Annotated in this window: 39 protein-coding genes and 1 tRNA gene; 1 reads left to right on the top strand and 39 read right to left on the bottom strand. The window is 42.9% G+C overall.

The window, feature by feature from the left end:
- Window positions 1-148 precede the first annotated feature (148 nt).
- From CHL1_RS07760 to CHL1_RS07720, 9 genes are all read right to left on the bottom strand, one after another.
- Complete coding sequence (locus tag CHL1_RS07760) at window positions 149-421, bottom strand: hypothetical protein (RefSeq protein ID WP_250935837.1); 273 nt, start codon at window positions 419-421, stop codon at window positions 149-151.
- A gap of 22 nt (window positions 422-443) precedes the next feature.
- The gene (locus tag CHL1_RS07755; protein ID WP_250935835.1) at window positions 444-845 is read right to left on the bottom strand and encodes a phage structural protein; all 402 of its coding nucleotides are present in this window, start codon (window positions 843-845) and stop codon (window positions 444-446) included.
- A 15-nt stretch (window positions 846-860) separates the two neighbouring features.
- Window positions 861-1,853, bottom strand: coding sequence for a DUF3383 family protein (locus tag CHL1_RS07750; RefSeq protein WP_250935833.1), 993 nt, complete (start codon window positions 1,851-1,853; stop codon window positions 861-863).
- Between the two features lie 161 nt (window positions 1,854-2,014).
- Entirely contained in the window at window positions 2,015-2,905 is an 891-nt protein-coding gene (locus tag CHL1_RS07745; protein ID WP_242871573.1) for an IS3 family transposase, read from the bottom strand.
- 20 nt (window positions 2,906-2,925) lie between these two features.
- Window positions 2,926-3,210, bottom strand: a complete 285-nt coding sequence (locus CHL1_RS07740; RefSeq protein WP_070370063.1) for a transposase — start codon at window positions 3,208-3,210, stop codon at window positions 2,926-2,928.
- 28 nt (window positions 3,211-3,238) lie between these two features.
- Window positions 3,239-3,712: a phage neck terminator protein gene (locus CHL1_RS07735; RefSeq protein ID WP_250935831.1), complete on the bottom strand. Its 474-nt coding sequence runs from the start codon at window positions 3,710-3,712 to the stop codon at window positions 3,239-3,241.
- Window positions 3,709-4,053, bottom strand: a complete 345-nt coding sequence (locus CHL1_RS07730) for a hypothetical protein (RefSeq protein WP_250935829.1) — start codon at window positions 4,051-4,053, stop codon at window positions 3,709-3,711. Before CHL1_RS07730 ends, CHL1_RS07735 begins: the two co-directional genes overlap by 4 nt.
- Window positions 4,050-4,565 (bottom strand): hypothetical protein, encoded by a 516-nt coding sequence (locus CHL1_RS07725; protein WP_250935827.1) that lies wholly within the window; start codon window positions 4,563-4,565, stop codon window positions 4,050-4,052. The genes CHL1_RS07730 and CHL1_RS07725 overlap by 4 nt, the downstream gene beginning before the upstream one ends.
- A 1-nt stretch (window position 4,566) precedes the next feature.
- Complete coding sequence (locus tag CHL1_RS07720; protein ID WP_250935825.1) at window positions 4,567-5,184, bottom strand: hypothetical protein; 618 nt, start codon at window positions 5,182-5,184, stop codon at window positions 4,567-4,569.
- A 131-nt stretch (window positions 5,185-5,315) separates the two neighbouring features.
- Here CHL1_RS07720 and CHL1_RS07715 point away from each other — a divergent pair, with 131 nt between their 5' ends.
- Entirely contained in the window at window positions 5,316-5,510 is a 195-nt protein-coding gene (locus CHL1_RS07715) for a hypothetical protein (protein WP_250935823.1), read from the top strand.
- Between the two features lie 125 nt (window positions 5,511-5,635).
- Here the strand turns inward: CHL1_RS07715 and CHL1_RS07710 are convergent, their stop codons facing one another.
- The 30 genes from CHL1_RS07710 to CHL1_RS07570 form a co-directional block, all read right to left on the bottom strand.
- Complete coding sequence (locus tag CHL1_RS07710) at window positions 5,636-5,947, bottom strand: Rho termination factor N-terminal domain-containing protein (RefSeq protein WP_250935821.1); 312 nt, start codon at window positions 5,945-5,947, stop codon at window positions 5,636-5,638.
- Window positions 5,948-6,062: 115 nt separating this feature from the next.
- A complete protein-coding gene (locus CHL1_RS07705) occupies window positions 6,063-6,470 on the bottom strand; it encodes a hypothetical protein (protein WP_250935811.1) in 408 nt (135 codons plus the stop codon).
- Between the two features lie 14 nt (window positions 6,471-6,484).
- Window positions 6,485-7,618 (bottom strand): phage major capsid protein, encoded by a 1,134-nt coding sequence (locus CHL1_RS07700; protein ID WP_250935809.1) that lies wholly within the window; start codon window positions 7,616-7,618, stop codon window positions 6,485-6,487.
- A 2-nt stretch (window positions 7,619-7,620) separates the two neighbouring features.
- Window positions 7,621-8,715 carry an HK97 family phage prohead protease gene (locus tag CHL1_RS07695; protein ID WP_250935807.1) on the bottom strand — a complete coding sequence of 365 codons (1,095 nt, stop codon included), beginning with the start codon at window positions 8,713-8,715 and terminating at the stop codon, window positions 7,621-7,623.
- 48 nt (window positions 8,716-8,763) lie between these two features.
- Window positions 8,764-10,833 carry a phage portal protein gene (locus CHL1_RS07690; RefSeq protein WP_250935797.1) on the bottom strand — a complete coding sequence of 690 codons (2,070 nt, stop codon included), beginning with the start codon at window positions 10,831-10,833 and terminating at the stop codon, window positions 8,764-8,766.
- A gap of 7 nt (window positions 10,834-10,840) precedes the next feature.
- A complete protein-coding gene (locus CHL1_RS07685) occupies window positions 10,841-12,127 on the bottom strand; it encodes a PBSX family phage terminase large subunit (protein WP_250935795.1) in 1,287 nt (428 codons plus the stop codon).
- Window positions 12,111-12,989 carry a terminase small subunit gene (locus CHL1_RS07680; RefSeq protein WP_250935793.1) on the bottom strand — a complete coding sequence of 293 codons (879 nt, stop codon included), beginning with the start codon at window positions 12,987-12,989 and terminating at the stop codon, window positions 12,111-12,113. The genes CHL1_RS07685 and CHL1_RS07680 overlap by 17 nt, the downstream gene beginning before the upstream one ends.
- A gap of 38 nt (window positions 12,990-13,027) precedes the next feature.
- Entirely contained in the window at window positions 13,028-13,297 is a 270-nt protein-coding gene (locus tag CHL1_RS07675; RefSeq protein ID WP_250935791.1) for a hypothetical protein, read from the bottom strand.
- Between the two features lie 161 nt (window positions 13,298-13,458).
- Window positions 13,459-13,596 (bottom strand): hypothetical protein, encoded by a 138-nt coding sequence (locus CHL1_RS07670; protein WP_250935790.1) that lies wholly within the window; start codon window positions 13,594-13,596, stop codon window positions 13,459-13,461.
- 66 nt (window positions 13,597-13,662) lie between these two features.
- On the bottom strand, window positions 13,663-14,229 hold the full coding sequence (locus CHL1_RS07665) for a hypothetical protein (protein ID WP_250935788.1): 567 nt from the start codon (window positions 14,227-14,229) through the stop codon (window positions 13,663-13,665).
- Between the two features lie 100 nt (window positions 14,230-14,329).
- A tRNA-Ser gene (locus CHL1_RS07660) sits at window positions 14,330-14,416 on the bottom strand.
- 5 nt (window positions 14,417-14,421) lie between these two features.
- The gene (locus CHL1_RS07655) at window positions 14,422-14,643 is read right to left on the bottom strand and encodes a hypothetical protein (protein ID WP_250935786.1); all 222 of its coding nucleotides are present in this window, start codon (window positions 14,641-14,643) and stop codon (window positions 14,422-14,424) included.
- Window positions 14,644-14,810: 167 nt separating this feature from the next.
- Window positions 14,811-15,242, bottom strand: coding sequence for a DUF1492 domain-containing protein (locus CHL1_RS07650; protein WP_250935784.1), 432 nt, complete (start codon window positions 15,240-15,242; stop codon window positions 14,811-14,813).
- A gap of 67 nt (window positions 15,243-15,309) precedes the next feature.
- On the bottom strand, window positions 15,310-15,468 hold the full coding sequence (locus tag CHL1_RS07645; protein ID WP_250935783.1) for a hypothetical protein: 159 nt from the start codon (window positions 15,466-15,468) through the stop codon (window positions 15,310-15,312).
- Entirely contained in the window at window positions 15,469-15,828 is a 360-nt protein-coding gene (locus CHL1_RS07640) for a hypothetical protein (protein ID WP_250935781.1), read from the bottom strand.
- Between the two features lie 146 nt (window positions 15,829-15,974).
- Window positions 15,975-16,121 (bottom strand): hypothetical protein, encoded by a 147-nt coding sequence (locus CHL1_RS07635; RefSeq protein WP_250935779.1) that lies wholly within the window; start codon window positions 16,119-16,121, stop codon window positions 15,975-15,977.
- Entirely contained in the window at window positions 16,118-16,249 is a 132-nt protein-coding gene (locus tag CHL1_RS18325) for a hypothetical protein (protein ID WP_276520481.1), read from the bottom strand. The genes CHL1_RS07635 and CHL1_RS18325 overlap by 4 nt, the downstream gene beginning before the upstream one ends.
- 146 nt (window positions 16,250-16,395) lie before the next feature.
- Window positions 16,396-17,940 (bottom strand): DNA cytosine methyltransferase, encoded by a 1,545-nt coding sequence (locus CHL1_RS07630; protein ID WP_250935777.1) that lies wholly within the window; start codon window positions 17,938-17,940, stop codon window positions 16,396-16,398.
- 9 nt (window positions 17,941-17,949) lie between these two features.
- Window positions 17,950-18,804: a hypothetical protein gene (locus tag CHL1_RS07625; RefSeq protein WP_250935775.1), complete on the bottom strand. Its 855-nt coding sequence runs from the start codon at window positions 18,802-18,804 to the stop codon at window positions 17,950-17,952.
- A 79-nt stretch (window positions 18,805-18,883) separates the two neighbouring features.
- Complete coding sequence (locus CHL1_RS07620; protein WP_250935773.1) at window positions 18,884-19,387, bottom strand: helix-turn-helix domain-containing protein; 504 nt, start codon at window positions 19,385-19,387, stop codon at window positions 18,884-18,886.
- A gap of 184 nt (window positions 19,388-19,571) precedes the next feature.
- Window positions 19,572-19,973, bottom strand: coding sequence for a RusA family crossover junction endodeoxyribonuclease (locus tag CHL1_RS07615; protein ID WP_250935771.1), 402 nt, complete (start codon window positions 19,971-19,973; stop codon window positions 19,572-19,574).
- 290 nt (window positions 19,974-20,263) lie between these two features.
- Entirely contained in the window at window positions 20,264-20,464 is a 201-nt protein-coding gene (locus CHL1_RS07610) for a hypothetical protein (RefSeq protein WP_250935770.1), read from the bottom strand.
- Window positions 20,461-20,922 carry a YopX family protein gene (locus CHL1_RS07605; RefSeq protein ID WP_250935768.1) on the bottom strand — a complete coding sequence of 154 codons (462 nt, stop codon included), beginning with the start codon at window positions 20,920-20,922 and terminating at the stop codon, window positions 20,461-20,463. The genes CHL1_RS07610 and CHL1_RS07605 overlap by 4 nt, the downstream gene beginning before the upstream one ends.
- On the bottom strand, window positions 20,919-21,098 hold the full coding sequence (locus CHL1_RS07600) for a hypothetical protein (RefSeq protein ID WP_250935766.1): 180 nt from the start codon (window positions 21,096-21,098) through the stop codon (window positions 20,919-20,921). The genes CHL1_RS07605 and CHL1_RS07600 overlap by 4 nt, the downstream gene beginning before the upstream one ends.
- 1 nt (window position 21,099) lies before the next feature.
- Window positions 21,100-21,960, bottom strand: a complete 861-nt coding sequence (locus CHL1_RS07595) for a DNA adenine methylase (RefSeq protein WP_250935764.1) — start codon at window positions 21,958-21,960, stop codon at window positions 21,100-21,102.
- Window positions 21,927-22,454 carry a hypothetical protein gene (locus CHL1_RS07590; protein WP_250935762.1) on the bottom strand — a complete coding sequence of 176 codons (528 nt, stop codon included), beginning with the start codon at window positions 22,452-22,454 and terminating at the stop codon, window positions 21,927-21,929. The genes CHL1_RS07595 and CHL1_RS07590 overlap by 34 nt, the downstream gene beginning before the upstream one ends.
- 9 nt (window positions 22,455-22,463) lie before the next feature.
- Window positions 22,464-23,291: an ATP-binding protein gene (locus CHL1_RS07585; RefSeq protein ID WP_250935761.1), complete on the bottom strand. Its 828-nt coding sequence runs from the start codon at window positions 23,289-23,291 to the stop codon at window positions 22,464-22,466.
- Window positions 23,288-24,115, bottom strand: coding sequence for a replisome organizer (locus CHL1_RS07580; protein ID WP_250935759.1), 828 nt, complete (start codon window positions 24,113-24,115; stop codon window positions 23,288-23,290). Before CHL1_RS07580 ends, CHL1_RS07585 begins: the two co-directional genes overlap by 4 nt.
- Window positions 24,116-24,207: 92 nt before the next feature.
- A complete protein-coding gene (locus tag CHL1_RS07575; protein ID WP_250935757.1) occupies window positions 24,208-24,639 on the bottom strand; it encodes a single-stranded DNA-binding protein in 432 nt (143 codons plus the stop codon).
- Complete coding sequence (locus tag CHL1_RS07570) at window positions 24,632-25,375, bottom strand: hypothetical protein (RefSeq protein WP_250935756.1); 744 nt, start codon at window positions 25,373-25,375, stop codon at window positions 24,632-24,634. The genes CHL1_RS07575 and CHL1_RS07570 overlap by 8 nt, the downstream gene beginning before the upstream one ends.
- Between the last annotated feature and the right edge of the window lie 13 nt (window positions 25,376-25,388).

Genomic DNA, 25,388 nt, shown 5'->3' with positions numbered 1-25,388 from the left:
TTTGCTTTCTTCCAGAAGTTGCTGATAGTAATCCAAGGCTGCATTCGCTTCCAAGAGATCTTCAACGTCCATGCCCGAAACATCCCCATAAGACATGCCGCCTTCAAAGATAAGACGCCAGGTAAACCACCCCTCTTTAGCTAAATCCTCATAGTATTGAGGGTGACTTGCCGTTTGCGAACTGTTGAAAGTTGATGGCGGCGTCCATCACCGCTTCTACCTCCTCATATTCGTCGAACTCGTCCATGCTAACTTGCGGGCTTACGACGATATGCTTGAAAATTTCATCGTAGAAGTCATGCGGAATTCGTTTTCCATTCTTGTCAGTTGTTCTGTACTGAATCTTAAGCCACTCTCGGGGCGGAACCTTTTGAAATGTGTATTCCTGACCGTTTATTGTTTCTTTCATTGTTAATGCCATTTTCGTCTCTCCTTAATTCTTGTTATTGTGTTGCATAATCTGCTGCCGCAAATTCATATTCACGTTCCGTTGACTTGGGGCCGTATTTTTTAACTGCTGTCTTCTTAACCCTCGCCTGGGTACAGCTCGCATTAATGCCACCTGTGTTTAAATCAACTAATTGAACCGGAACGATCGTCCCTTCTCTGGCCCATTTTTCATAAATAGCACACGTCGGCGATGTCTGTTGCAGTTTTATCTTAAAATAGCCAGTGTTGTTATTCGTGTCCGACCACTCCACATCTCCCTGCATTCCGACTGTTTCGGTAAATGCGTCTGCGTTAGGCCCACATTCGATGGCGTCACCTTCTGCGAGTCCAGTCGCTATCCGGCCGTCGGCAACAAAATGTGTATTTTTCCCGTTGTAAGTTTTTGCTTCTGCCATTTCTCATTATCCTTTCTAAACAATTAACTCGCCGCTAATCGGGTCGGCTCCTTCTATTGCACCAGCCAAATAAGCACTCCATTTGATCCCGTTGTATTTTCGCACCGCACGATCAGCTTGAGAGACATCAGCCCGGTCTATAGATGTGATGCTAAATTGAGGGACGTTATTTTCGATTAGAATGATCCCCTGCAAAGCGGCTTTGCTGAGTACGTTCGTTGCCACACCAACTAGCGAAGCAATCCCATCTCCAGAGTAACCGATTTTCGGAACCTTAACAGCCAAATCATGCATCTCTTTTTCCATGTTATAATTGATCCAGTCCTCGCCTAAAACAACGTCAAAATACTCACCTGACGCCGTTTGTGACCCGGTTGTTTCCAGATTTCCCATTTCTTCAATATAGGTTACGCCGTGTGCGGCTCTCAATGTTGTTAATTCGGGGTCGGTAAGAACCGCCTCGGTAACGCCCAGGACCTTTTTAAATTTAGCTGTCGCGCTGCCAATCGGATTGGTTAACATAATTGATAATAGACCCTCCATTACATAGGCGTCCGCCGCATGGTGGAATCCAATAAATGTTCGTTTTGAAGTCGGTACGCCGATATCAGTCAATAACTGAGTCGTCACCACATAAATTTTTTCCTGATCATCAACCCAGGCATCCAGCGCCGTGATGGTCGCGGTTGCATTATCGGTACAGACCAAACCGTACCAGTTTTTATTGATCAATGTGTCCAATTTTGCAGTGATCTCGGCTGGTGTTGCCGAAGCATCGCCAACAATCGAAATGCCAGATGGGCTTAATTCCTGGTTAAAGATACGGGCAGCCATTTTATAGGTGTCCGTTGTGTTTGCGAAATCTTCCAGCACTGCCGGTAAATCTTTGTAGGTTGTATACGGATGATCCGTATCTGTTTCAAACAATAAAATTCCACCAAACTCTTGCCGCACCTCTACCGCTGTGCTGAGCTTAATGGTCGATTTAAAGTCGTTTAATCTACTCATTTATTCCTCCTGTTATATTTATTTCTTCAATCGTCTCAATAATTCGAGACGCCTCCGTCGTGATCCGGATAATCGCATCAAATCCATATCGTTGCTCATAGTTGCCATGGTCCTATGTCAAGATTTAGTACAAATTAAAATGAGAATTTGACACCCACATTTTAACCTGCTATTTGTAAATTTTCATTTTGTGTTTTAGTAAAAAGTTTTTCAAAATTATTCGGCGACATATAATTACAATGACTGTGGATTCGAGTTGTATTATAAAAGGTTTCCAGATACTCAAAGATCAGCCGGTAAGCATGGTTATAATCAAGGATTTTAAAGCGATTGAGCCATTCACGTTTAATAATGGCATGAAAGGATTCAATGCAGGCATTATCCCAGGGATATGCCTTTTTAGAATAACTTCGCTGCATTTTTGCCGTTGCCTTCTGGTATTCTTTTGAAACGAACTGACTGCCGCGGTCACTGTGAATGATCAATGGCGCATCGAGATTTCGACGGCTTTTAGCTTTATTAACAGTGTCGATTACACAGGAAACTTCCATTGTTTTTGACAGCGTCCAGGCAATGATTTTTCGAGAATACAAATCCATGATACTGGTTAGATAAAAAAATCCGTCCATTGTCCAAATATAGGTAATATCGCTGCACCAGACAGCATTGGGGCGTTCGGGATTAAATTGTTCGTCAAGAATATTTCTGAGTTTTTTACTGAAGTCAGAATCTTTAGTCGTGATCGTATAAGGTTTGATCCATTGAGCTTTGATACCCATTTGTTTCATGTATTTGCCGACAGTCCGCTCAGCAATTATTTCACCGCTCTGTTTCAATTTTTCGGTGATTTTCGGAGCTCCATAATTTTGCTTTGAGTCGTTATAAATGGTCTCAATTTTGGTTTTAAGAACTTCCTGTCGTTTTTGGGTATTCGATGGTTTTCTGTTAATCCATGATCGATACCCGGTTCGTGATACACCCAGTTTTTGCAGCATTCCGGAGACGGAAACCCGGCGCTTCTCGTGATGAGCAGCTTCCGCCTTTTTAGCAATCTCAACATAAATCGCTTCGGTTATTTTCCCAGAATGCCGATGGCCTTTTTTAGGACATCCAATGCATCTTGGGTATCACGCAACTCGCGTTTTAAACGCGCGATTTCTTTACTTTCATCCGATGCATAATTACCTGAACCACGACATTCAATACTGCCGCTGTCCTGAAGTTCCTTGCTCCATTTTCCCAGCGTGCTGTAACCAACGCCGAGATTTTCAGCGCATCCACGCAGACCGAGTTCCTTGTGTTCTTCATAGTACCGGACTGCATCCAGTTTGAATTGTTTATCATGTTGTTTTGCCATAATGAGATCCTCCTTCAGTACGATTCTTTTATCGTACCATGTTTTTATTAATTTTGGATTTTCTCATTTCGATTTGTACTATTTTTATTCTAGCACCACCAACGATTAAGATGGTGCGGTCGACAACGTCCGTCGTATCAACAACTACAGCATTAATATCTTCGAGTTCGTAATAAAGACTGTGTTTAAGTGCGTCATGCGCCATCTGCGCCAGTCCACTGGCATCAAAAGCCGCAGCCGCATAAGCCATAAAACTGATTGTGAAAGTTGGCTGTTCAATCGCCGTTTCTTTGATATCAAACTCAAATAGCGGGTTTGTACTAGCCACCAGTTCACTCTCAACGATCGGCTGGCCTTCTGTTTTCCCCCGGGCGGTGGTGTTTTTATAACTGACATAGGGGTAGTCCGGTTTTTTGCCGACATTGTCCGTTGGCACCACTGGGAGATTTAGAATTTCGTGAAGCCGCTTGACGATTAGCTTTGTGACGGTTTCCATGCTCATTGGTTATCACCCCGTTTCAGGATGTAGATGTGCAAGCCGCCACCATGTCTACTATGGTTTTTGTCCTGAGCCACGGCATATTCGATCCCGTTATCCACGATCTTTTCACCTTTCTGAAAAGCGGTATAGGTGTAGAGCTTCTGATCCTCAGATGTGTAGGTCCCACCTTTGTCGTACTTCAAGTCCTCGTATGACAGCGGCAACAAGGTGCCCTGAAATGGCGTTGTAACCATTGTCCCGTCAACCCAGACGCCGCCATTTTCGTAGTCATAATGGCCGTCGCTGTAGCTGATATGATTCAAGGTTGTCATTACAAGCCCTGGTATTTTGGGCGTTATCATTTCTTCACCACCTTATACGTGATCTTTTCTCTAAGTTCGCCAGTGTCAATTAAAGGGTTGGTTTTGCCGCCGTTCTTATCGACTGTATATGGGTGTTTCTCTGGACTGCTAAGGTCCGTCATAAACTCCTGGATAAACCTTACACACTCGATTCCGATCCTATTTTGAAATTGCGAAACGCTTATTTTCATTAAAACAACCTGTTCCAACAACTCCTCAATAATGCGCTCCATTTTGGCCTTATTCGCATCATATCCCCCACGGATATAGCTTCTTTCCGGGATATTGATGTGGGTTGTTTCTGGTTTTAAATGAAGCCCCGTCGCCCCAAGATAGCCCCGCATTTTGTCGGTAACTTTAATTTGGAACCCAAACTCATTTACATGTGCGATCATCAGGATTTTAGAATCTTCATCCGCCTGTATCCCGACATGAATTTCAAAGCTGGTAATCTCCTTCATCACATCCAGTAACAAGCCGACATTGCTCACATCTTTTACATAATCAGCCATGTCAGAACCTCGGCGCCCGATGCTGCATAAGTGACGGCAATATGGACCGCATATAATCCTTATCCCATTCCCATCGCACATCGGATATAGCGAAGGATTTAAGCCCGGCAGCACCATCAGTTAGGGCCATGGCTCCATTGATCATGGAGAACAGCGCCGCTTCAATGTCATAAGGCAGTGTCCGGGGTTCTTCCTCGGTTTCATCCTTTGGCAGTACATAGCCAGCTGTATAAGCAATCTCAATGTTTTTAGATTGCTGCACCATGAAGTTTGAGATTCCATAATGTAATCCCGATGCGCCCCATGGTCGGATTCCCTCGATGATGCCAGACTCGTCATAGGCATAGTCACTTTCGTTAACCAGCGAACCATTGATCTTAATTGAATCGACCTCCCACAGCGGGTAATTCTTTACCTGAATAGTCAACCGATTGTTCCCCTTAACCTTTTCGGTATATTGGGACTTCTTAAGCTTTCGCCCCAGGACGTTTTCGATTTCCTGACTGGCGCTGTCGATGAGGAATCCCAGCTTGAAATCCTGGCTGGTATCCGCTTCATCAATGCCATTGAATTGTTTCAACCGTACCAAAGTGGTTAGTGCGTTATCTGCAAGTGCCATGAGTCCCTCCCTTCTTTCACAAAAATAATTATTATAGTTTGTTTATTTTTACTCTTGTTTCCTCCTGTACTTACTCCTATACTTTTATTATCAGAAACACCCCGCTGAAATAAATTGAAAGGAGAAAAGAGATGGCTAATGAACCTTTTAGAACTTTCCCTGCGGATAAGTGCGAAGCGCTTACAATGTTGTACCTTGAGCATCACGGCGTTAAATCTTCAAGTCCAGAAGAATTACTGGATAAGTATGAAGAAGTCTACAAAAAAATGAAAGACCACGACCGCAAAGATAAACCGCAAATTGGCGCCGTAACTGTAAATACTTGAGCCTATCCAATATTTAAACATTTCGTAGAAAGTATCTAGTGAAAATTGACAATCTTACTCGCGAGAGATTGATGCTTCGCTAATTGTTCAACCTATCGCCGGAGCATCAATTTTATTCCTTGCTTCTAACTTACAGCATCATGAATCGCCTGCACCAGATCATTTTTATTCAATTTCGAATATCCAGCGACTCCCATTGATTTAGCAATCTCTTTCAGTTCATCAACCGTCCGGCCAGACAATTCATCATACTTTGTTTCCTCCTGCTCAATCACTTTTTGTTCCATTGGTCCAGCTTCCAGATTTTCAGCATAACCTTTTAAGATAAAGGAATCAGCCATAAACAATGGCACATTATATATTTGGCCTTCCTCGTAAGTATTGACTCGAATTCCATCAATACTGCCAAGGACTTTCTTTAACATCTTTATTTTCATGGTGTTAACCACCCTTTCTTTTCTCTCAATTGGGGTTATCGCCCCCGTTTGAATGTCGATCCGACTGCTTTCGGTCAATCCATCAAACAGGGACGTTTTCCCGCTTAACATCCGCTTACGCTACAGGAGCGATGGATGGATGTCCTAGCACTGCAATGGCCCCAACCGTCCCGCCAGTGGTCACATTAGTTGATATAACAGAAATGCGTACATAACGCTTATTGCCACGGTACCCAATTTTAGAAACAGCATTATCATCGGTGTCAGCTGTGAATGATGCAGCAGCTTCAGTTCCTAACAGATCATCATCAGCAACGGCGCCAGCATCTGACAGATCGCTTTCGTCACCTTCTTGAATCAGTAAGGTGTAATCACCATCGGTAATGGTGCCTGTCTGAAATATAAAAGCGAGACTGTCAAATCCTTTCAGATCGATAATCTCGCCTGCTGTAGTAGTGTTTGATGCAATTGCTTTTGTGTCAAGAGCATTCATTACTTTGATGTTGTTATATAAATCTTTCATATTAATCCCTCCTATTAAGACAATTTCAGTTTCTTAATTGCCTGATCGTTGATCACCATGCCGCCTACTTTTTTAGTTGTATAGAAAAGCACGAACGGTTTTTCAGTGAATGGATCTCGTAAAGTTCCGATTCCTGATTTATCAACTACGCAATATGCAGAAAAGTCTCCATACAGCACCGGTGTTGCACCTGTTACCAGTGAACCAGCAGATGACGCATTTGGCATATCATCAGCAATAACGTACGAATCCCCTAAAACAGTATTTGGCTTTCCAACTTGCGCCGACGGCTGCCATAAATACTGCCCATTGTTATCTTTTAATTTCCGGATATCTGCCAAAGTGAATCTATTGAACATGAAGTTCGCATTCACAGCATATTCCTGTCTTAATTCAGCCTGCATATCAATCAATGAATCAAAGTCAAGTGTCCCATTAACGATCGCAACCTGATTACTGATAAGTAATCCTTCTGGCTGATTAACCCCGTTGCCACTAATAAAAGCGTTACCTTCTTTTCGATTGAACAATTTAGCAAGTCTTCTGTTAATGTAGCTTTCGAAGTCAAACGCTGGATCATCGACTAATGATTGTGTAATTGCTGGTTGAGCGTACATTTCATGTACTTTGATCGCAATCATTTCAAAATCACCAGTTCCAGTTTTTTCTCTTTTTTGTCTCTCTCCAGCCCAGCCTGCTTCATAATCATTGTTTCCTTCTCTTGGCATTAGCATTGTATCGCCAGTTGAAATGGTCTCTTTGCTAGCCACCTGGCGAACAGGGGAAAAGTCTCGAATTCTTTCAATGATTGTAGTTGCCATTTGATCTGAAATAAGATAAGACCCATCAGGGTTATTGTCCATTGATAGAGCTTTGAAATTCGTCGGATCACCGGTGCGCATATAATCAAGAACCGCTTCTGTCTCGGCTGTTTTCGTTTCATGAGAACCAGCCCTCGGTGCCGTATTAACCCGCTGTGCCTTGATTTCGAATTCGTCCAATTTCTCTTGAATCTTTTCAACTTTGCTTTTTAGCAATCCATTTGCTTCGCCATAGCTTTTAACCTCTGCCTGTAATTCGTCATTTGACTTTTTAAACTCAGCAAAAACAACGTTCATTTCATCGATCTGTTTTTTATCTAATCCCATATTTATTCCTCTTCTTTCTTTAATTTATTAGAGTATTCTTTCATCCCGTCGAACAGGGCTTTCAATTCCAGTTCGCCATCATCTTCTTTCTTTGGTACTTTTGGGGGTTCTGCTGCCGCCGGATCTCCTTCACCGTCTTCCGGGTCGTGATCCTCCAAAACATCAGCCGCCATGGCCTTTTGGATCTTGTCCCAATTGCATCCCATTACCTCGGACACGGCTTTCATAATGCCGCTTAACTTATCTCTGTTAGCCGCTGATACACTAGCCCCTGCCTTAATTTCGTGCATAAAAATACTCGATGCTTTCTCAACCAGTTCGGTCGCATCGAGTTGTTTCTGCATTTTTTCATTGGCGTTGATTAATCTGGTATATAATTCAATCATCGTTTGGTGGTACTGGGTCAGGGTTGTGTCGATCATGGCGATCTTCTGAACCGCATTCATCCCAGGATCACTGGTGATGGTCGAGATACTGGTTCGCAATGCATCGTTTGTTTGCCATCGCAACCGGTCGAGCTGTTCATATTCCATCGCTTCGTCGAATGTAATGGCCTTTGTTCCAATCGTAAATTCCAATTCTTTCCCTCCTTCTACGGATTTGACGCTCCCCTGCACATTCTGTGCCATCGGGTTCATGGGGAACGTCACCCGTGAACCTTCCATGATGTCGATATCCAGTAGATCCCGGATGGTTGTCTTTCCTTCAATCACATATTTATAGGCCAAGGTGTTGTATCCTATTGAATATTTCACCGCCACGCCGTCTGTTTCCGCCCTTTTTAACAGGGCGTAGTGTTTGTGCGCCTCCGGGAAAATAATCGCTCCCTCGTCCTTTTCGAGGTAAAGGGTGATATTGGCTTTGATCCCTTCCTGCGTCGAAAATAGATCCATGTGGCCATGCTCAGTGCCAACCTGATGCTGGCTTAACAGTGGCAACTTCTTGCCCTCATTCCTGGTTGCGACACTCGGCTTTACCCGGTCATTGCCCAGGTCGACATTATCGTAGGGCGACAATAAAATGACCGCTTTCCCCTTATCCCCATCGGTATGGACATCGGAAACAGTAACCGCAAATTCTTTATATTCCAGACTCAATTCACCACCACCTTTCGTTTTGGATTAGACATTTGATCACTCCTTCCATTATTTGAAATCAGCCGGTGCTTCTATGCACCGGCACCACACGATTTCGGACGGTGGTCCGTCCGGATCTCCCGGATGCATTAGCCCGTTGCTAAATGGCTTATCAATATCTCGTATTTGTCCATTAATTTTAGAATGCGAATCTCTTACCGCCTCATCCCCGGCGGATACCCATTTCCTTTTCTTTACACCAGAGTCGACCATGGCCTCATGATTGCCCTTGATAATTGAGTTGTGGACCTCTGTACTTGCGATCCGCTTTGCTCTGCCAATTGAATTAATCTCCGACTGATCAAAGATGTTCTGAGCGATTTCGGAATTACTCAACCCTTTTTCCATGCCATCCGAAATGATCCGCTTAATCTGATCCTTGGTAGTCTGATTAACATAGGTCACCTGCTGAGCCGCCGATTCTCTGGCCCATTTAAGCAGGTCTTCATTCATGATGGCTTCAATCCCGGTTTCTTCTAGGTTCAGAGCGAAGATTTCATCAGCGATACTGTACCCAACACCCATGCTTTCAAGATAAAGCTGCACTATGGTATTGCCAAACAGTTCATTTTCAGCATCCCAATCAAGGAGGCTATCGAGTAATGTCTTTAGCTGGTCCTCAGTTAATTCTTGCTGATCATCGGCCTTAATCTCAATCGGATCAGCACTTTTAAACCCCTTCTTAATCCGTTTTGCCTGGTCTATGAAGTATTTGCCAATGATCGGCTGCTGCTTCTTAACGCCCTGATCTATGGCCGTGTTAAAGATCTGTAAGGCTTTTATCTGCTTAACGCTTTTCTGTTCACCTCCCCCCGACAACGCCTTAAAATTTACATCATCGTTTCCGTCATCGCCGGTCGGCTGTGGCGGCTGGATCGGTTGCCCCTCCGGAATGTCAATATAGGACATCGGGATCCGGTAGACATTCAAACCGTCTTTGGCATCCAGCCCCACATATTCCCGCTTGTCGTTCTCGGTCATGAAGGTAACACCACTCACCATGTCGAACTTCTCTTTGATGTTCTCCTGCATCTCAGCAATGTCACTCAGGTCAAAATAAAAGAACTCACTATCAGCGAGTCCCAGGAATTGCCCCAATTCGTCCGCCAGCTCACGTAAGAGTGGGATAACGGTTTCGGTATACAGTGACTTTTTAGCCTCTGATTTGTTGTTGTATGAGCTGAATTCGTTGAATCCAATTAAGATGGGATCAACGCCCAAAGAAGCGCATATCTCGACGATGGTTTGTTTGGAACCTTCCAGCCAGTCGGTGTCTTTCGGGTTGTTGCCGAAATCCACGAACGTTGCCCCGCCTTCAAGCAACATGTATCCGCCTGGGTTGTCGCCGTTATACTCAGATCTTATTTCGTCTTTTGTTCTTTGCCTAGCAATGTCTCCTAATGTCTCTGCAATAACAAAAGCACCATCTTTCTTTGCCCCATTCTTCATGAGGCTGTAGTTCCATTGCTTGATGGCATTGTTCTGGTCAATCACTCGTGCCGCTGGCCCTAAAAGGCTCATGCCTCGACCAAGGCCGTCGTATTCGTCCATGGGATTAAATGATTTCCAGTGGAGTATATTTTCTGGTTCGATTGACTTAACGCTGCCAGCATGGTATTGAAACGATGCAATTGGTTGATCTGCATCCCTTCCAAACTCAATAACGCATCGATCAGGCCTATAACAATATAATTCTTTTGCTTTGCCACTAGCATTAGCCTTATGTATGAAGGTTTCCCCTCCCAGATAAAAGAACTTAATCGCCCGTTCCAAGAACTTTGATTGCCCTTGCATCGGGTTCGGATTCTCAATCAGCAGCTTCATCGGGTGGTTGGGGATCTTCTCAAGTGCGCCATCCTTGCTGTAGGTAGCCACTTCCCAATTGATGGCCGTTGCCGCCTTAACAATCTTGTCCAGGCACGCATAAACGACAAAGTTCTGGTACCCCTCTTTGCACATGTTAATGTAATTAACTTCTGTGTGTTTTTGGATGCCGCCGTTTATCCGCAATATCTTCGTAAATACAGATTCTTCACTTAAGGAAAATGCTTTTACTGCCCATTTTTGAAATTTGTTCAATACTTTCTCACCTCCCTATACGTGTGATTCTGAATGCTGATTCGTTGTTTAAGATTGTGTAGCAGAAATATCTTAACGCATCCATCGCATGATCATGATCCTTGATCGGCTTATCCTCGCCTCGGTCAGCTGCTTTTTTATCCCAGATGTAATTACCAAATTCTTTAATTGTATTGATGCAATTATTTAGGATCTTTATTTTCCCCAGATCAATAGCGGCCCCAGTAACACGAATACCATCAATAACCTCATTTTTCGCTTTTCTGATCGAGAACCCCCGCGTTTGAAGTTCGGCTATGAAAGAAGCTGCCGAAGGGTCAATGACGATTTGCTCAACTGGCTTGCCATCTACAAACTCGACTAAATCATCAGCGAACTGGCTATCCGTCTTCTGCTTCGCACTATCCCGTCCAGAGTAGTAATATTCCTTCGTGCAATACCATGTCCCCGAAACACCACGTTCCCAAAATAAAAAAACGGTCGCATTTTGCGTACCGTAGTCAATGGATATATAGCGTTCATTGGTCAATTCCTCCGGGATTTCATCGATCACATGCAGATCTGGATCAAACATATCGTAGATAATCCCCTGCGCAATGGTCCACAGCCCCAAGATGTACCGCTTGTAAAATACGCCGGTATACATGGACCGATATCGAGCCTTTATCTTTTCAGATAAGGACAAATTATCATCCATGGTGAAATGCAGATAAAGCAGATTCTTTTCGTCTTGTCGATCAATCCAATTGACCTTAAACCAGTGAAAGGGTCCGTCCGGGTTGCAGTTAAACCAGAACTTCGACCCATCAACCGAACAACGCCCAGTGGCCTGATTTACAAATGATTCAGGCATTAAGGCGACTTCATCGAAGAAGCAGCCGGCCAGTGTGATCCCTTGGATTAAATCCTGAGATCGTTCATCTTTCCCACCAAAAACATAAAAGTAATTAGTGATGTCTTTTCTGGTGACTGTGACCAGGTTGTCCGCCCGGTTATCATGGACTTTGTAACCCCGGCTCTTTAGCATCAACTTCAACCAGAACAAAACATTCCGCCGGAATGACCCAATGGTTTTCCCGCACATCCCGAAGTTCTGGCCGTTGAAGGTCTCCACTGCCCACATCACAAAGGATAATGACATAGATAAGGTTTTGCCTGACCGGATCGCTCCATCAGCAATAATCCCATCCTTGTCGTGGGCGGGGCTGCCAGCCATCCACCAATTCATAACTTTATATTGCTTTTTTGAAAATGGTTTAAACTTAAACGCCGCTTTTCTAATCGTCGGACTCATCCCACACCTCGCTAATGCCAGCTTTTAACGCTTCGATGAATCCGTCATCTTCGTAGGTTTCCGAGTCGTTGTTTAGCTTGGTCATTTCCAGTTTCATTTTGTCGATACGGGTTTGTTGCTCATTTGTGGCGAGGTCCATATGATCCGACAGCCATTGGAGGGCTTTCATTCGGTCAGCCAGTTTAATGCTGGCGCCATCTTTCCCCTGCTTAACTTCGGCAAGGATTGATCCGTCCACTTCAGACGACTCTCTGAACTCAACAACGTTAATTTCTTTCATGAGCGGGACTTTATTGCCATATCCATCGTCAACCTCAACAGGGCCAAAGGCTCCCATGACTTGAACTTCACGGCGACCGAATGACAAGAAATCAGTTATATCGGCAAATGCAATGTCCCAATACTTCTGGAAGATGTCTTCTTCGCTGATGAACGACCGAACGTAGCGCTCTTTCTTTAGCTTCATGATTTCGTCTTTTATACTATCATTTACTAGCAACCTGGCACCATTTGCGTTAGCCGATTCGTAATCGCACCCATAAGCTTTCTGATAACTCCTTGTTGCATTAAACGACTTGCTGTAGTACAGACAAAAAAGCCGTTGTTCGTTGGTTAAATCTGGGTTCTCAATAACCGATTCAACCTCAGGTGCTGTTGCTTTTTGTTTGACACGTTTCTCATTGTTTTTGTTTGCAACGTTGCGTTTTTTATTTGCAACGTTGCAATCCCAATTGTATCTCTTTTTCCAGCTGCGAATCGTCCCTTCTGGCACATTGAGAGCGGTTGAGATTTCAACCATTTTTTTCCCTTGATCAAATAATTCTTTTGCTTTTTCAATATTTTCGTTCGGTGCTCTGGGCAATCTCACCACCTCTCATTCGTCGTTTTGTATACAGCTTCCTACTTCAACAAATACCACTCACTCTCAAAAATATAACGGTTCCTGGTTGAAATATCCCCATCAGCTTCCTTGACAATGTAATCACCATCGTCAACGAGATAATCGCCCTCGGCTTCTTCTCCTGTTCTCAAGAAAAGCCCTCGACCCTTCATAACAAACCGCTCGCCATCCATAATCGCATCGTACAACCACTCCGGCATTCTCTCGGTTATGTCGCCATTCCATTGATACGCTTCAATCGTTTGTGGTTTTCTCGCATAACTAGCCATGGTTTACCTCCTTGGTTTTCACCTCATAGTCCCAGCCTTTATGTCCGCAAATAAAACAGGGTTCTTGGATCTTCTGTCGTTCATCAACTCGCCTGATCGTCTGCCCTTCATCCTCTTGGATCACATCAGCACACCGGTTGCAGAGCGTCATAACCTCCGTCTTATGGGTCGTCATGCGTACACCATTTGCAGATCAGGCACCCGGTTTGTTCCCCGGGGTCTTTTAAGGTCTGCTTATCTAAACATTCACCATCCCGGCAATATTGGCATTCTTTTTTATCGCATTTGTTATCTGGCATTTGATTCTCCTTTGATTTTTGGGTATAAAAAAGACGCCCTTTCGGACGCCTATATAATCGATATTATTAAATTCCTAATAGTTTTTTCGCTTCCTTTTGAGCTTCTTTAAACTTATTTTTAGTTTCTTTATTTTCATAATCTTCAAGCCTTAATTTGATGATATCTGTAGGATCTATATCGTGTCCAGTAAAATCATTTTTCAATTGTACTACAACATATGCAATTAAATAATACCAAACAAAATTATCTAATGCTTTGGTAGGATCTTCTTTCTTTTTAATTGAAAATTCAAATTGTAACATAACAGCTAGCCTTCTTATGGCTTCGCCTGATCCAAACCTTAAAACATCCGATGTCATTTTAGGAACATCAACACCGGTCAAATCTTCACTCCACACTTTTGAAATATAATCTGTCCAACTAAAAAGCAGAGTTTCAATTTCCTTCCCGCTTATTTGACGAAAGTAGTTATCAATCTGCAGCTCTTTTGAGTTAATATGTTTTATTTGTTCCATATTTTTTTGATGAATTCTATCTGGTAAATCCCCGATAGTTTTTTTGATGAATATCGAAGCCCCAGATATACCTGCCAAAATTAAGCCAGTACATAAATAAATTGTAATATCACTCATTTTAGTTACCCTCTTTCCATAAGAACAACTCTATGATACTACTTTTAAAACAAACTTTCAATACGCAAAGCACCCTTTCGGGCACCTGTTTGATTTAATTTGGCGGAAATTGAAGGAGTCGAACCTTCTTAGGTGTTACCCTGCCTTTGGTTAGCAACCAAGCCCGTTACCGTTCCGGCAAATTTCCATTATTTATCCTTCGTTAAAACTTTTTAGCAATATGCACTCTTCGCTTAAGTCAACTTCTTTAATTGTTAACGGAAGTTGATGGTTATAAAACAAAGGGAAGTGCTTATCTTTTTTATTTTCTTGAGCGATGATTTCCAATACTTTTTCCTCTGTTTTTGCTATTATTACGACTGAATCATGTTCATCCTTATCGTGATTATCTGCTGTTACTAAAAACACTTTCATCCATCAACACCTCGTTAATTTTAATTATGAACGCCGTTTGAGGCTACATGCTATGTCGCATTGCTTTTTAGCGGCGTTCGGTTTAAAGTTTCAGTTAAATGCGGCTTAATTAGTAACCTCCGCATTATAAATTATAAAATGCATTTTACTATATTAACAGCAAGTCTTTAAATAATAATTTGTTCTAATGCCCGATTCAGTAATTCCCGCACCCACTGAGTCGAGCTATAGTGCATCCGATCCATGATTTCTTCCTGGGTTATGCACTCGATATAAGTTAGCTGCAATACCGTCCGCAATTTCGGTGTTTTCACCTGATCCAGATATCCCATAATTTCAGCCCGAACCTTGACAGATTCTTCGATTTCCGCTTTAATTTGCAATTGTAGGGGTTCCCATTTCGCTATCCAGTCGCCAGAATCCAAACCGTCGCCTCCCCGTGGCATGTCTGTAATGATGCTGGTCACTTTGGTGGCCCCTGCAATCAATGTTTCCAGCTCATTTTCCAAGCTGTGGGTCAACTCCATCTGATACTCATATCCCCTGAGTATTTCATCTTTCCGCTTATCCTTCGGTCGACAAACCGCTTTATTTGACATCCGCTTCCCCCTCTGATAAAATGAATTTGCGAGTTATCTACCAGGGGCGAAAGCTCCTTTTTTTATGTCATTTTATCCGGTTTCTGCATTTAAGCCTTTCAACCTTTTCTTCGTATTTGTTCAACAATATTTTTTCGGTATCAACATCTTTTTCGTCCGCATCTGGGCGATTAATATAATGCCGCAGCGCATGTTTTATGATTTGCGCTTCTTTGTACTCTGTCATTTAAAACCTCCTAAAATTCCCATATCCTCCAACGCAAAACATCCTTTTCCGGTAGTTCTGATTATAACCGTATTTCTTCACATTGCTTTTCATCCGGCATTCAGCCTCGTATATTTTCTTTTTCTCTGAAATTTGATCGTTGAAGTATTCGAAAGCTATTTTATTCACAAACTCAATCGTTGGATATAGCGCTTTTGAAACGCTTTCCCATGCTTTGGCAATCGCTTCTCCCGCTTCTTTGAAATTGTTGCCTAATTTTTTAAATGCTTCACTTATTGCCGACGCGTCAACTTCTTCCACGATCCAATCAGACCAACCGACACCCTCAACGTGTACTCGGAACCACAATGTCTTACACATTCACTTCACACCTCAAATAATTCAAAATCGCTTCATCGCATCGGTATTTCGTCTCTGGGCACCCCTTGCAGTACCTCCGGCACATTTCTGACATCAGGTTGTCTATTTCAGATGCAAGCTCCGCATCGGTCATTTGTTTAATTTTCTCAGATTTCGTCATCAGCAGTCCCTTCTTCCATCTTCTCATTTAGGTAATCGGTTATTTCCTCCATGAACCGATAAAACTCACCAGAATCAAGCTCCTTTTCAGCTTCTTCCATCAAATCACCAAATTTTTTTAGCAACCCAATCATTTAAACTTCCTCCCATACTTAAACCACTCTACCAGCCCAAGCCCAGCTAACGCGACTCCGGCAATAACGGTTGTAACTACCGATCCCATGGCGATGATTGTAAATGCTCCTAATGCTAAATCGGTCACCCCTTACCCTCCTCACACTCCTTCGGCTTATAAAACACCAACTCATTCCGCTCCACGCTTTCCAGCTCCAACCGCACATCTAGCGGCTTACATATGTTCCCGATACGTTCCGGGTATTTATAACAATTCATGATTCCTCCTAAAATTTATGAAGCCATAGTTCTCTCGACTTCCACAACATTCGCCAACACCAGTTCTCTAGCGAACACTGGCGGAACTGCATTGCCACACCGCTTAACCTGTTCGGTTTTCGTAATCTGTTTCCCGTCCGAATCATAATCAATTATGTAATCAGGCCGGAACCCATTTGCCGTGAATAACTCCCTGGGATCAAGCATCCGCATGCCAATATCAATGATTTGATAATCAGTCCCACAAACCGTCACCAACCCAAAGCGATCATGGCTTACCACTGTTCCACAAGGCTCTTTGAGATCTTGACCGATCCCCTGCCCGTAGTATTTTATTAAGAATGCCCTTACTTCTCCCAGATGCCCGGGACCAGCGACAATGGTATTTACTGGGTCTCTGGATTCAGTGCCGATCATATGGTTGTTCATCTGGATAATGTGTGAAGTAACCAAAGCATTATGATCAATTGCTGTGACAGTAGAAAGTGGATCGTCAACATCCGTTCCGGCACCCGTATAATTACCGCCATAATGTTTACAAATGAAAGCTTGAATTAATCCATATCTAGGACTCCCATCTATTGTCATGATCGGATCATCAATGGTTTGCCCACGAACTTCGTTTTTCAAAGTCTCTGAATGGTACTGAATAATCGACGGTGCCACTATCCCAAATCCATGTTTTCCTGTGATCGTAGGCAGTGGATCGTCAAGGTTATTGCAATAATGCCATTTTGCACCACTGTAATTAACTTGGATTAAAAAGGGATCTGCATTATTTATTACAAACTTTTCAAGGCCCCTTGCGATCCGCTCCATAGTTTTGTTTGCCAGCGGACGTACTGTTCGCAACCCATGTTTCTCCATAATCTCTTCCTTTGTATCAAAAATTGATGGACACGGTTTGCTAAAATCCAACACATCTGAAACTGGCGTATAAGGTTTTAAAATACCCATCGCCACTTCTTTGCTGTTCCGTGGCCCATGAGTTTTTTCTGGCCATGAGATTGGCAATCCATCGCACCGGGAAACCATAAAGAACCGTTTCCGCTTGGTAGGTGCTCCATAATCCGCTGCAATCAATTCTCTGAACTCCACCTGGTACCCGATAATCTTCAACTGCTCCACAAAACTTTTGAAAGTCTCCCCAGTTTTGTTTTTATCCGGCTGGTTGTCGTCTCCCAGTGGCCCCCAGGTTTTAAATTCCTCAACATTTTCCAAGATAATGACTGTTGGCCGTACCTGCATCGCCCATTTGACAGCTACCCATGCCAGCCCCCGGATGTTTTTATCTTTTGGTTTACCGCCTTTGGCTTTTGAAAAATGCGTACAATCGGGGCTAAACCACGCCAGATCCACCGGCTGTCCTTCGCAGGCTTTTATTGGGTCTACATCCCACACACTTTCGCAATAATGCTTTGTATGCGGATGATTTACCTTATGCATCGCAATTGCCCCGGGATCATGATTGATTGCAATGTCAACCGGGCGACCCATGGCTTGTTCAATACCTTCGGAGGCTCCGCCGCCTCCTGCAAAGTTGTCAATTATTAATCCCATACATCCCTCTCACACCCCATAATTCCTAAAATCAGTTCCGTTTTTCATGTGCATATTGATGCAAGCCGGCCGCTGCCATGATCTCGCAAACTTTTCCACTTCTTTTGAATATTTCGTTTTTTTATCCGTAAAGTCTCGGTATAGCTGTGCAAACGGCATAGCCCCGGCGTGCCAGATCTTTTGAAGCCGTTCCTCGTTTTTACTCAAGTCGCCATCGATTAGGGCATAGCATTTTAATTTTTCTCTGCTGAATCCGGCTTTTGCTAATTTCGTTGCAGCTATTTCCAGATTTTTCAATGAACCATCTGTATCGCATGCCAACCATAATTCATCAATTTTCAACCCTCGCACATTCTCTGTAAAATGGTCGTCGATGAGATCTGCTTCCAATCCACCTTTAAATTGAATTTGCTTTTGAGTTTTCAGCATTTCAAACACCTGATCTTTATGATGCCTCGATGTTTGGAGAAAATTATTGTCCTGAATCATATTTCCCTGACAAATCGGTATTTCTTTTAATTTTCCCTCGATCTTTGGGACGATGCACCATGGGCATTGGTTATTACATCCCCTGCTTGTAAATGTGATATTCGATTTCAGGTAAAGACCTTGTTCGAAATCCAACGCTTCACTTTCAAACGCTGGCCCTCCAAGCTTCACTAGCTTATCCTGCGTGGATCGAAATTGATAAGCCAATTCTTCACAGAAAAATTTATCCCAGGTAAATGAGCAAGAAATATGTATTTCTTCAAATTCCGGAAATAGCCCCCACATCGGTGATTGTTTTATTCCATTGGGATAATAAACGAGCTGATCGATTGGAGTGTAGCTTGTCCTCTTTGGAAAAACCCTTAGAATTTTCATTGCCTCCCCTTCCCGCAAACAAACATGCAAAAGTAAATATTAATGCCACCATAATTCCAACAACCATCGCATTTCAATTTCATCCCAGCCCCATACTTTCCCGCATCGTCCCGCTTCTGGCCAGGCGTTCGGCCGCAGCACGTTGGCCATAACTTCCAAATTCTTCCCGGGCGACACTGTTGTATTCAGCAATCCCGACTTTTGGCTTTGCGACTTTCGCCTTTCTACCAAAACGCTGGGCGTCCGTTTCCCGGGCGATGCTATGCCCGTTGCTCGTTCGAGTCCATTGAACTGTTATTTGATTTTTCAGCAATCTGGCGCATTCATCCGAACATGTTCTGATTTTATTGCTCCGGGGCAAAAACTTTTCCCCGCAGATCTCACAAATTTTATATACATAAAATTGCTCGAATTCTTTCCCAATGGCATCGACAAGCCGCTTAACCGTTCCATTCCCAATACTCCGATTGTGCTTAATAACACTGCTGATTACCGTCGGATCAACCCCAACAATTTTGGCAAATTCAGCACGAGTTACTTGTCGTTTATCGATTTCTTCAACCAATTTTTCCTGCAAAGTCATTTATTCATCCCTCCTGTAAATTTCTATCACGTTTAAAGCCTCTTTAAAGAGTTTTTCCAGCTGACCCATATTCCCGGTCAAAACTCCGTTATTTTTCGTCGTGATGGCCATTGAGTCCTCAAATATGATATATCTCGCAATACCTTCGAACTCCTTTGACTCGATTGGTAGCCCTTCGGCTCTATCATTCTTGTAAAACTTCTTGTTGTGGATCTTTCGCAACCCCTTGATCATTGTCCACCTCCACAATCGTCACCCTTGTCTCTTTGACGCCTTTTTTATATTCAGCCGATAAAACCAGGTCAATGTTTCCGAAACTGTCATCCGAGATCACCCCGAACTGTACCAGTGGGTCAAGAATCATTTTCCCGGAATAATTATCCGGATCCCGGCGTGTTTTTGTTGGAAATATATAGTGGATATGGACTTTTGCTTTTAGCATCGGCCTTTCGGGGATCATTACCATCCCTGATCGCATCAGCATTGCCCACTCTTTTTTATATTTTTGATAATTCCAGCGATTCTCCCGGCCCATGAATTTATTATTGGACGGGGGCGTGTCCGGCACGACAATAGTGATGCTCATCCCGCAATTCCTCCTTCAAATAAAAATCCGTACACATAATCACCTCGGCGTTTATGCTCACTCCATAGCACATACCGCCGTTTTCAGTGTGGTTTTCGCAGTTGTGGCAGTTTCTCATTAATATTTTTTCACTCATTCTTTCACCTTCTTTGGAATAACAATTTGAGTTTTATTTGAATAATATGTTTTTTGAGCTGGAATAGGCTCCCAGTTTTTATATCGCAGGCAAAACAAACAAGGATTATGAAGCGAATCACGCCCTGAATATCTACAATTGAAACACGTGTTTTTCATGAAAGATCACCATCCTCAATGATGCTCAAAGCGATCTGAAGCCCTTTTAATTTACCTCTAGCATAGCCAGAATCCCAAACCTGCTCACCGTCCATAAATTCTTCTTTTTCTTCCATTTCAGCGTAACGGTCGTCAATTTTATCTGCTTTTTCAATTTCTGACTCTAATTTTGATACAACTTCTTCGATATCTATCATCCCTGCACCTCCAACAATTCTGGGTTGTCGTGGATGTTGCCGATGATTTTTGAGTAAGTGAATATGCTAATAAAATCTTCGTGGTCGTCATTCATTTCTTCTAAAACGCCGCTGTTATCAGACCCAAAATTTTCAAGCTCGAATCTACCGTTATTAAAAACTACGCTTGCAGTATTTATGAAATCAAATCCTTCTTTGTATTCATAACCTTCTTCGCCTAAATCTTCAAATTCTAAGATATCCCCCTCAAAAATCCGCTTTCCAGTTGAATCTTTCAGGCCAGTGTACTGTCCGACGGTTTCGGGCAATACAGAGCTCCATTCGTCAACGATATTGATGTAGTCATCGTCTACCTCAACAGCTCCTTTTGTTATGATAATGTCATCATCAAGCAAGCTTCCAAATATCCACGCTCCAACGTCGTAGCACTTCCCGCGGAAAAGTATTTTTCTCATCATTCCAACCCATTCTCTTTCAAAATCCGGTCACACGCTGCCCCAAAGACAGTGGCGATCATCACATATTCTTCCATCGTTAGGCCCAGCGCCATGGTCTTTGTCATTTGCAATAGGTCTCTGGCTTCGGCCACACCGATTGTTTTTGATTTTGACGATATTTTTAGTCCACTGTTCATTTCAAATCCCTCCTAAAAAACTTATTTGATCAACTAATTTGTAATTCATCCAGATGACTTCTGTCTTTGTCGTGGCTGAATTGGTTGTCTGCTCAATTTCTTTTTTACTCCAATCTCTAAGCAATTCATTGTAAATATCGCTATCGTAACCACTGACAATTGCCGGACCACGATGTTTTAATAACGTCTCAATTAATTCAATGTGGGATCCGTCGCCCATCATTTCATGGCGATATATACGAGAATTTCTTACGCTTTTAAGATATGGTGGATCAGCATATATCAAACAATCGCCGTGGTTATACTGTTTAATTAAATCAACAGCCTCCATCTTTTCAATTTGCACCATTTTTAACCGTTTGGCTGCTTCTAATAGCGTCTCCGGTACCCTGCTCCACACAGATGGATTATCGGGTCCAGCAGCTTTTTTTGAGTTTTTCCAACCCACTTTATCTGATTGTTTTGACCCAAACCCTTGAAAACACCTAACGGCAAATCTGCGCGCATTTTCTATTTTGCAATCCGTCAGTTGCAACGGGCCGCCCGCAAATTGCTCTTCGACATTTTGGAATTCTTGTCTTGAATATGGTGTTAAATTTATTTTTCTTGCCAGTTCTTCAGGGTAATCGCGCAGTACTTCAAAGAAATTAACAACATGCCCGTCGATATCGTTGATCGTTTCTCGTTCACTTGGCTTTTTTGAGAAAAATACAGCCCCACTTCCGAAAAACGGCTCAAGATATGTATTATGTTCGCAAAAATTATAAGATATCCACTCTGCAATTCGCCATTTTGCACCAGGGTATTTCAAAACGCATCTCAATAATTTCAAGCCCCTTTCCTCTTCTTTTGCTTCTTGCATGCTCTCGGTTTAAAAATAGTCCCATATGTCGGATTTAAAGCTTTTTCTTTTTCACCCATGTATGCATAAGGACACACGCCTTTTGGTTCGTTATACATGCTGCTGACGTCCAAATCATCGTTGTATTGATAGATGATGCAGTCTAAGTAGTTTTCGATTTTGCAGCCGATGCAATGATCGTTGATCATGACCTCCAAAATATCCCGCAACCGGTCATCTTCCATGTAGATCGCCCGACGGTCAATCAGCTCCTGGGTTTTCGGCTTCATAACGATCAGATTGTCCTTTAGCATCCGTTCGATCTTTTCAAATTCCTTCGGCATCCGCTTTTTAATCAGCGCAATGCCTTTCTGGTGGCGGGTACACGCATGTTTCAGTTCTGTTTTTTCGTCTTTGGTCAGCGAATTGCTGTTGATTAGACTTTCGTACAAGATGTTAATATCGAGCAGGTATGCCAACCGGGTTCGGATCTCGCCGTTAAGGTATGGTTTCATTTTCTAGCCTCACTTTCTGAATTTTTCTTTTGCCCATTCCATTTGATCGTTGCGTTTTTCTTCCCGGTAATTTTTCCCCCTGAACTCGATGGGGGTGCATTTCTCAAGAATCCGGTCGTAGATCCGGGAATATTTAATCTCTTTCGGGTTTTTTAGTTCAGATACGCCCAAGTTTGTTGTGACAATCATCGGCAGATTGTTTTTATACCGGTCATCGATCACTTTATAAACCTGCTCCATAGCGTAGTCTGTATCACGTTCAGCCCCCAGATCATCGATAACCAAGAGCTTGTATCGGCTAAACTCCCGGAAATACTCGGCTTTATCTTTGATCGAAAACACTTCATCCACAATTTTTGCAAAACTGGTCATCATCACCGGAATGCTATTCTCAATCAATTGATTGGCAATACAGGCCGCCGCGAAGGTTTTCCCCCGGCCAACATCACCCCAGAAAAGAAAACCTGATCCGGTTTTGAAAAAGTCATCCATGAAGCAATCGGCATAGATATGTGCTATTTCCATGTTTGGCTGTTGGCCGTCATCCATGGCAAAGGTCCATTTCCTGTAGGCATCATCCTGGATGCCAACGGTTTGCAGCCGGCTGATGTTTTCTTTTTCCTGCTGTACTGAAAATTCATACACCTTGTTGTCCCGGATCGCTTTTTCACACTCGCAGATGCAATAAACCGTTCTGGTGATGTCGGCAAATCTCAACGTCACCTGTTTTGGCGTATTGCACTTATGGCAGTGAATCAGGCCGTCCTTGACATAATCATTCGGATCGACGATATTACATGATTGGCTGATTTCAGCGATATTAATCAAATCTGTCATAATGAGTCACCTGGATCGCATTTGTAATAGTCCGGGTCTCCGTATTGGGGTTGATTGCTTTCTGGTTTACCATTTCTGTATCTTCCGCCTTTGTCCTGTTCTTTTGCCAACCAACCCGTTATAAATCGCAATATACCAGCTTTTGTTTTGCCACGTTTCGGATTTGCTTCAAGCCATCCCCGCATTTTTCGAATCTCTTGCATTACATCAACGGCTGGGTATAACTCGCACCAACCTTTAATTTGGCTTTCGGTAATGGGATGTTCTGTTTTGTCGAGTAAAGGCAATGCAATAACTATCACCTGCTCAGTCTCCGGCTCGGCAGCTGAGGTTTCAGCTCCGGGCAGTATATCTAACCTAACCTTACCTATACTATCCTTACCTAACCTAACCTTACCTATGCTGCCATTTGGCTGACAAGTGACTGACATATGGTTGTCAATTGGTTGACAAGGTGCGGCAATCCCATTTTCATCAGGGTTTTTCAGTGTATAAGCACCATTACTTTTCTCAAATAACGAAGATCGTTCTTCTTTATAAATCGTTTCGTTGATTCTGTCTTTTCGAATGTAGTTATGTATTTTCCAATGTTTGATAACGATGATCCCTGTTTCAAATAAGATCACAAAACTTTTCGCAATCAGCAATTTCATATCGTCATCGCTACAACCGATCATCCTCTGGATCTTCTTGGGGCTATTAATAAAGCCTTCGTCGTCGGCCCTCATTGATAAGTGAAAGTATAAAACTTGCGTACTGACTGGCATATCCAGGAATGCGTCACTGTCAATTATTGTTTTTGCAAACATTCTTCTATCAGCCATTCAAATTTAGAACCCTTACGGGGCCTTGCGACCCCGCCCTTCCGCTGGATTTAGAATACTGGTCTTTCTATATATAAATTTATAAAAAGCGATTAAAATGGGCAGTCGTCGTCATCCGCCATCAGGTGGAAGTCTTCGTCCAGGCCCATAACTGACATAGGTTCGCTGTTGCTTTGATGCTGGGTGTTGGCACTATTGCCACCGTCCTTCTTGCTGCTTAAAAATGTGATCTCATCCGCAACAACCTCCGTCACATACCGGCGCTGGCCGTCCTGGGCATCATAGCTCCTGACTTGCAATCTCCCGGATACTCCGATCTGACTACCCTTTGACAGATATTGCCCCGCAGTTTCTGCCTGTTTTCCCCATACCACAATGGGGACAAAGTCCGATTCCTTCTGACCGTCTTTGTTTTTGAAACGACGGTCGACGGCCAGGGTAAAGGTTGCTACAGCCTTTCCGATTGTTGTGTTTTTAACGTCGAGATCGCGAGTTAGGCGGCCGACGAGGATGGCCTTATTCATATGTTGCCTCCGGTTCTTGTTCAGGCCTCACTTCGTCTTCCAGGTATTCCGAATCAATTTCTATCTTTGCACCGCTCTGCATAAGTTTCAGCAAATAGATCTTTAAATCATCGAGATATCGCAACGAACTGATTGAGCTGTCAATCTCTGTCGATAAGGTCCATGGGTAATCCATAAACTTCGAAATACGAATCTCAAAATTAAGGTTTTCATCTTCCTTGCATTCGAAAACAACATTTGCATACTGAAAACTTGAACTTGACCAGGAAGGTTTTTCGTCGTAGTTTACCGTCATTTCGACATTAACCCACTGATAGGAAGGGCCGTCATCGTATTCAACTTCCAACCCGCTTGTGTCAACTTTCTCTGCAACAAACTTCTTAAATTCTTTGAAGATATCAGACAACTTGACGACTTTAGGAATCTCGTTTTCAGCCATCAGCTCTTTGAAATTACCAAGAATCTTTTTATTGTCGAAAGAAGTCTCTTTAAGAATCTCCGTCAATACACAATCTAATTTAACCAAGTATTCCGAAAAGTCGTAACCTTCCAACTGTTTCACCATAACGTCTTTGATCTTTTTCTCAATGACTTTTGTGATATCGCCGTAGCTTCCTAATAGGTTCTCAAGGGACTTATTTATGCCTTTTTCAAGGTTTTCAGCCACCAATCGTTCAACCATTCCTGATTCCAAGCTTTCGCCAATAACATTTTTTATCGCATTTTCAATATTCATTTCTTTCCTTCTT

The sequence above is a fragment of the Acetobacterium wieringae genome (genome assembly GCF_023700225.1).
Taxonomy (GTDB): domain Bacteria; phylum Bacillota; class Clostridia; order Eubacteriales; family Eubacteriaceae; genus Acetobacterium; species Acetobacterium wieringae.
Note: the sequence above shows the minus strand (reverse complement) of the source record. Positions and strands in the feature narration are given on the sequence as shown.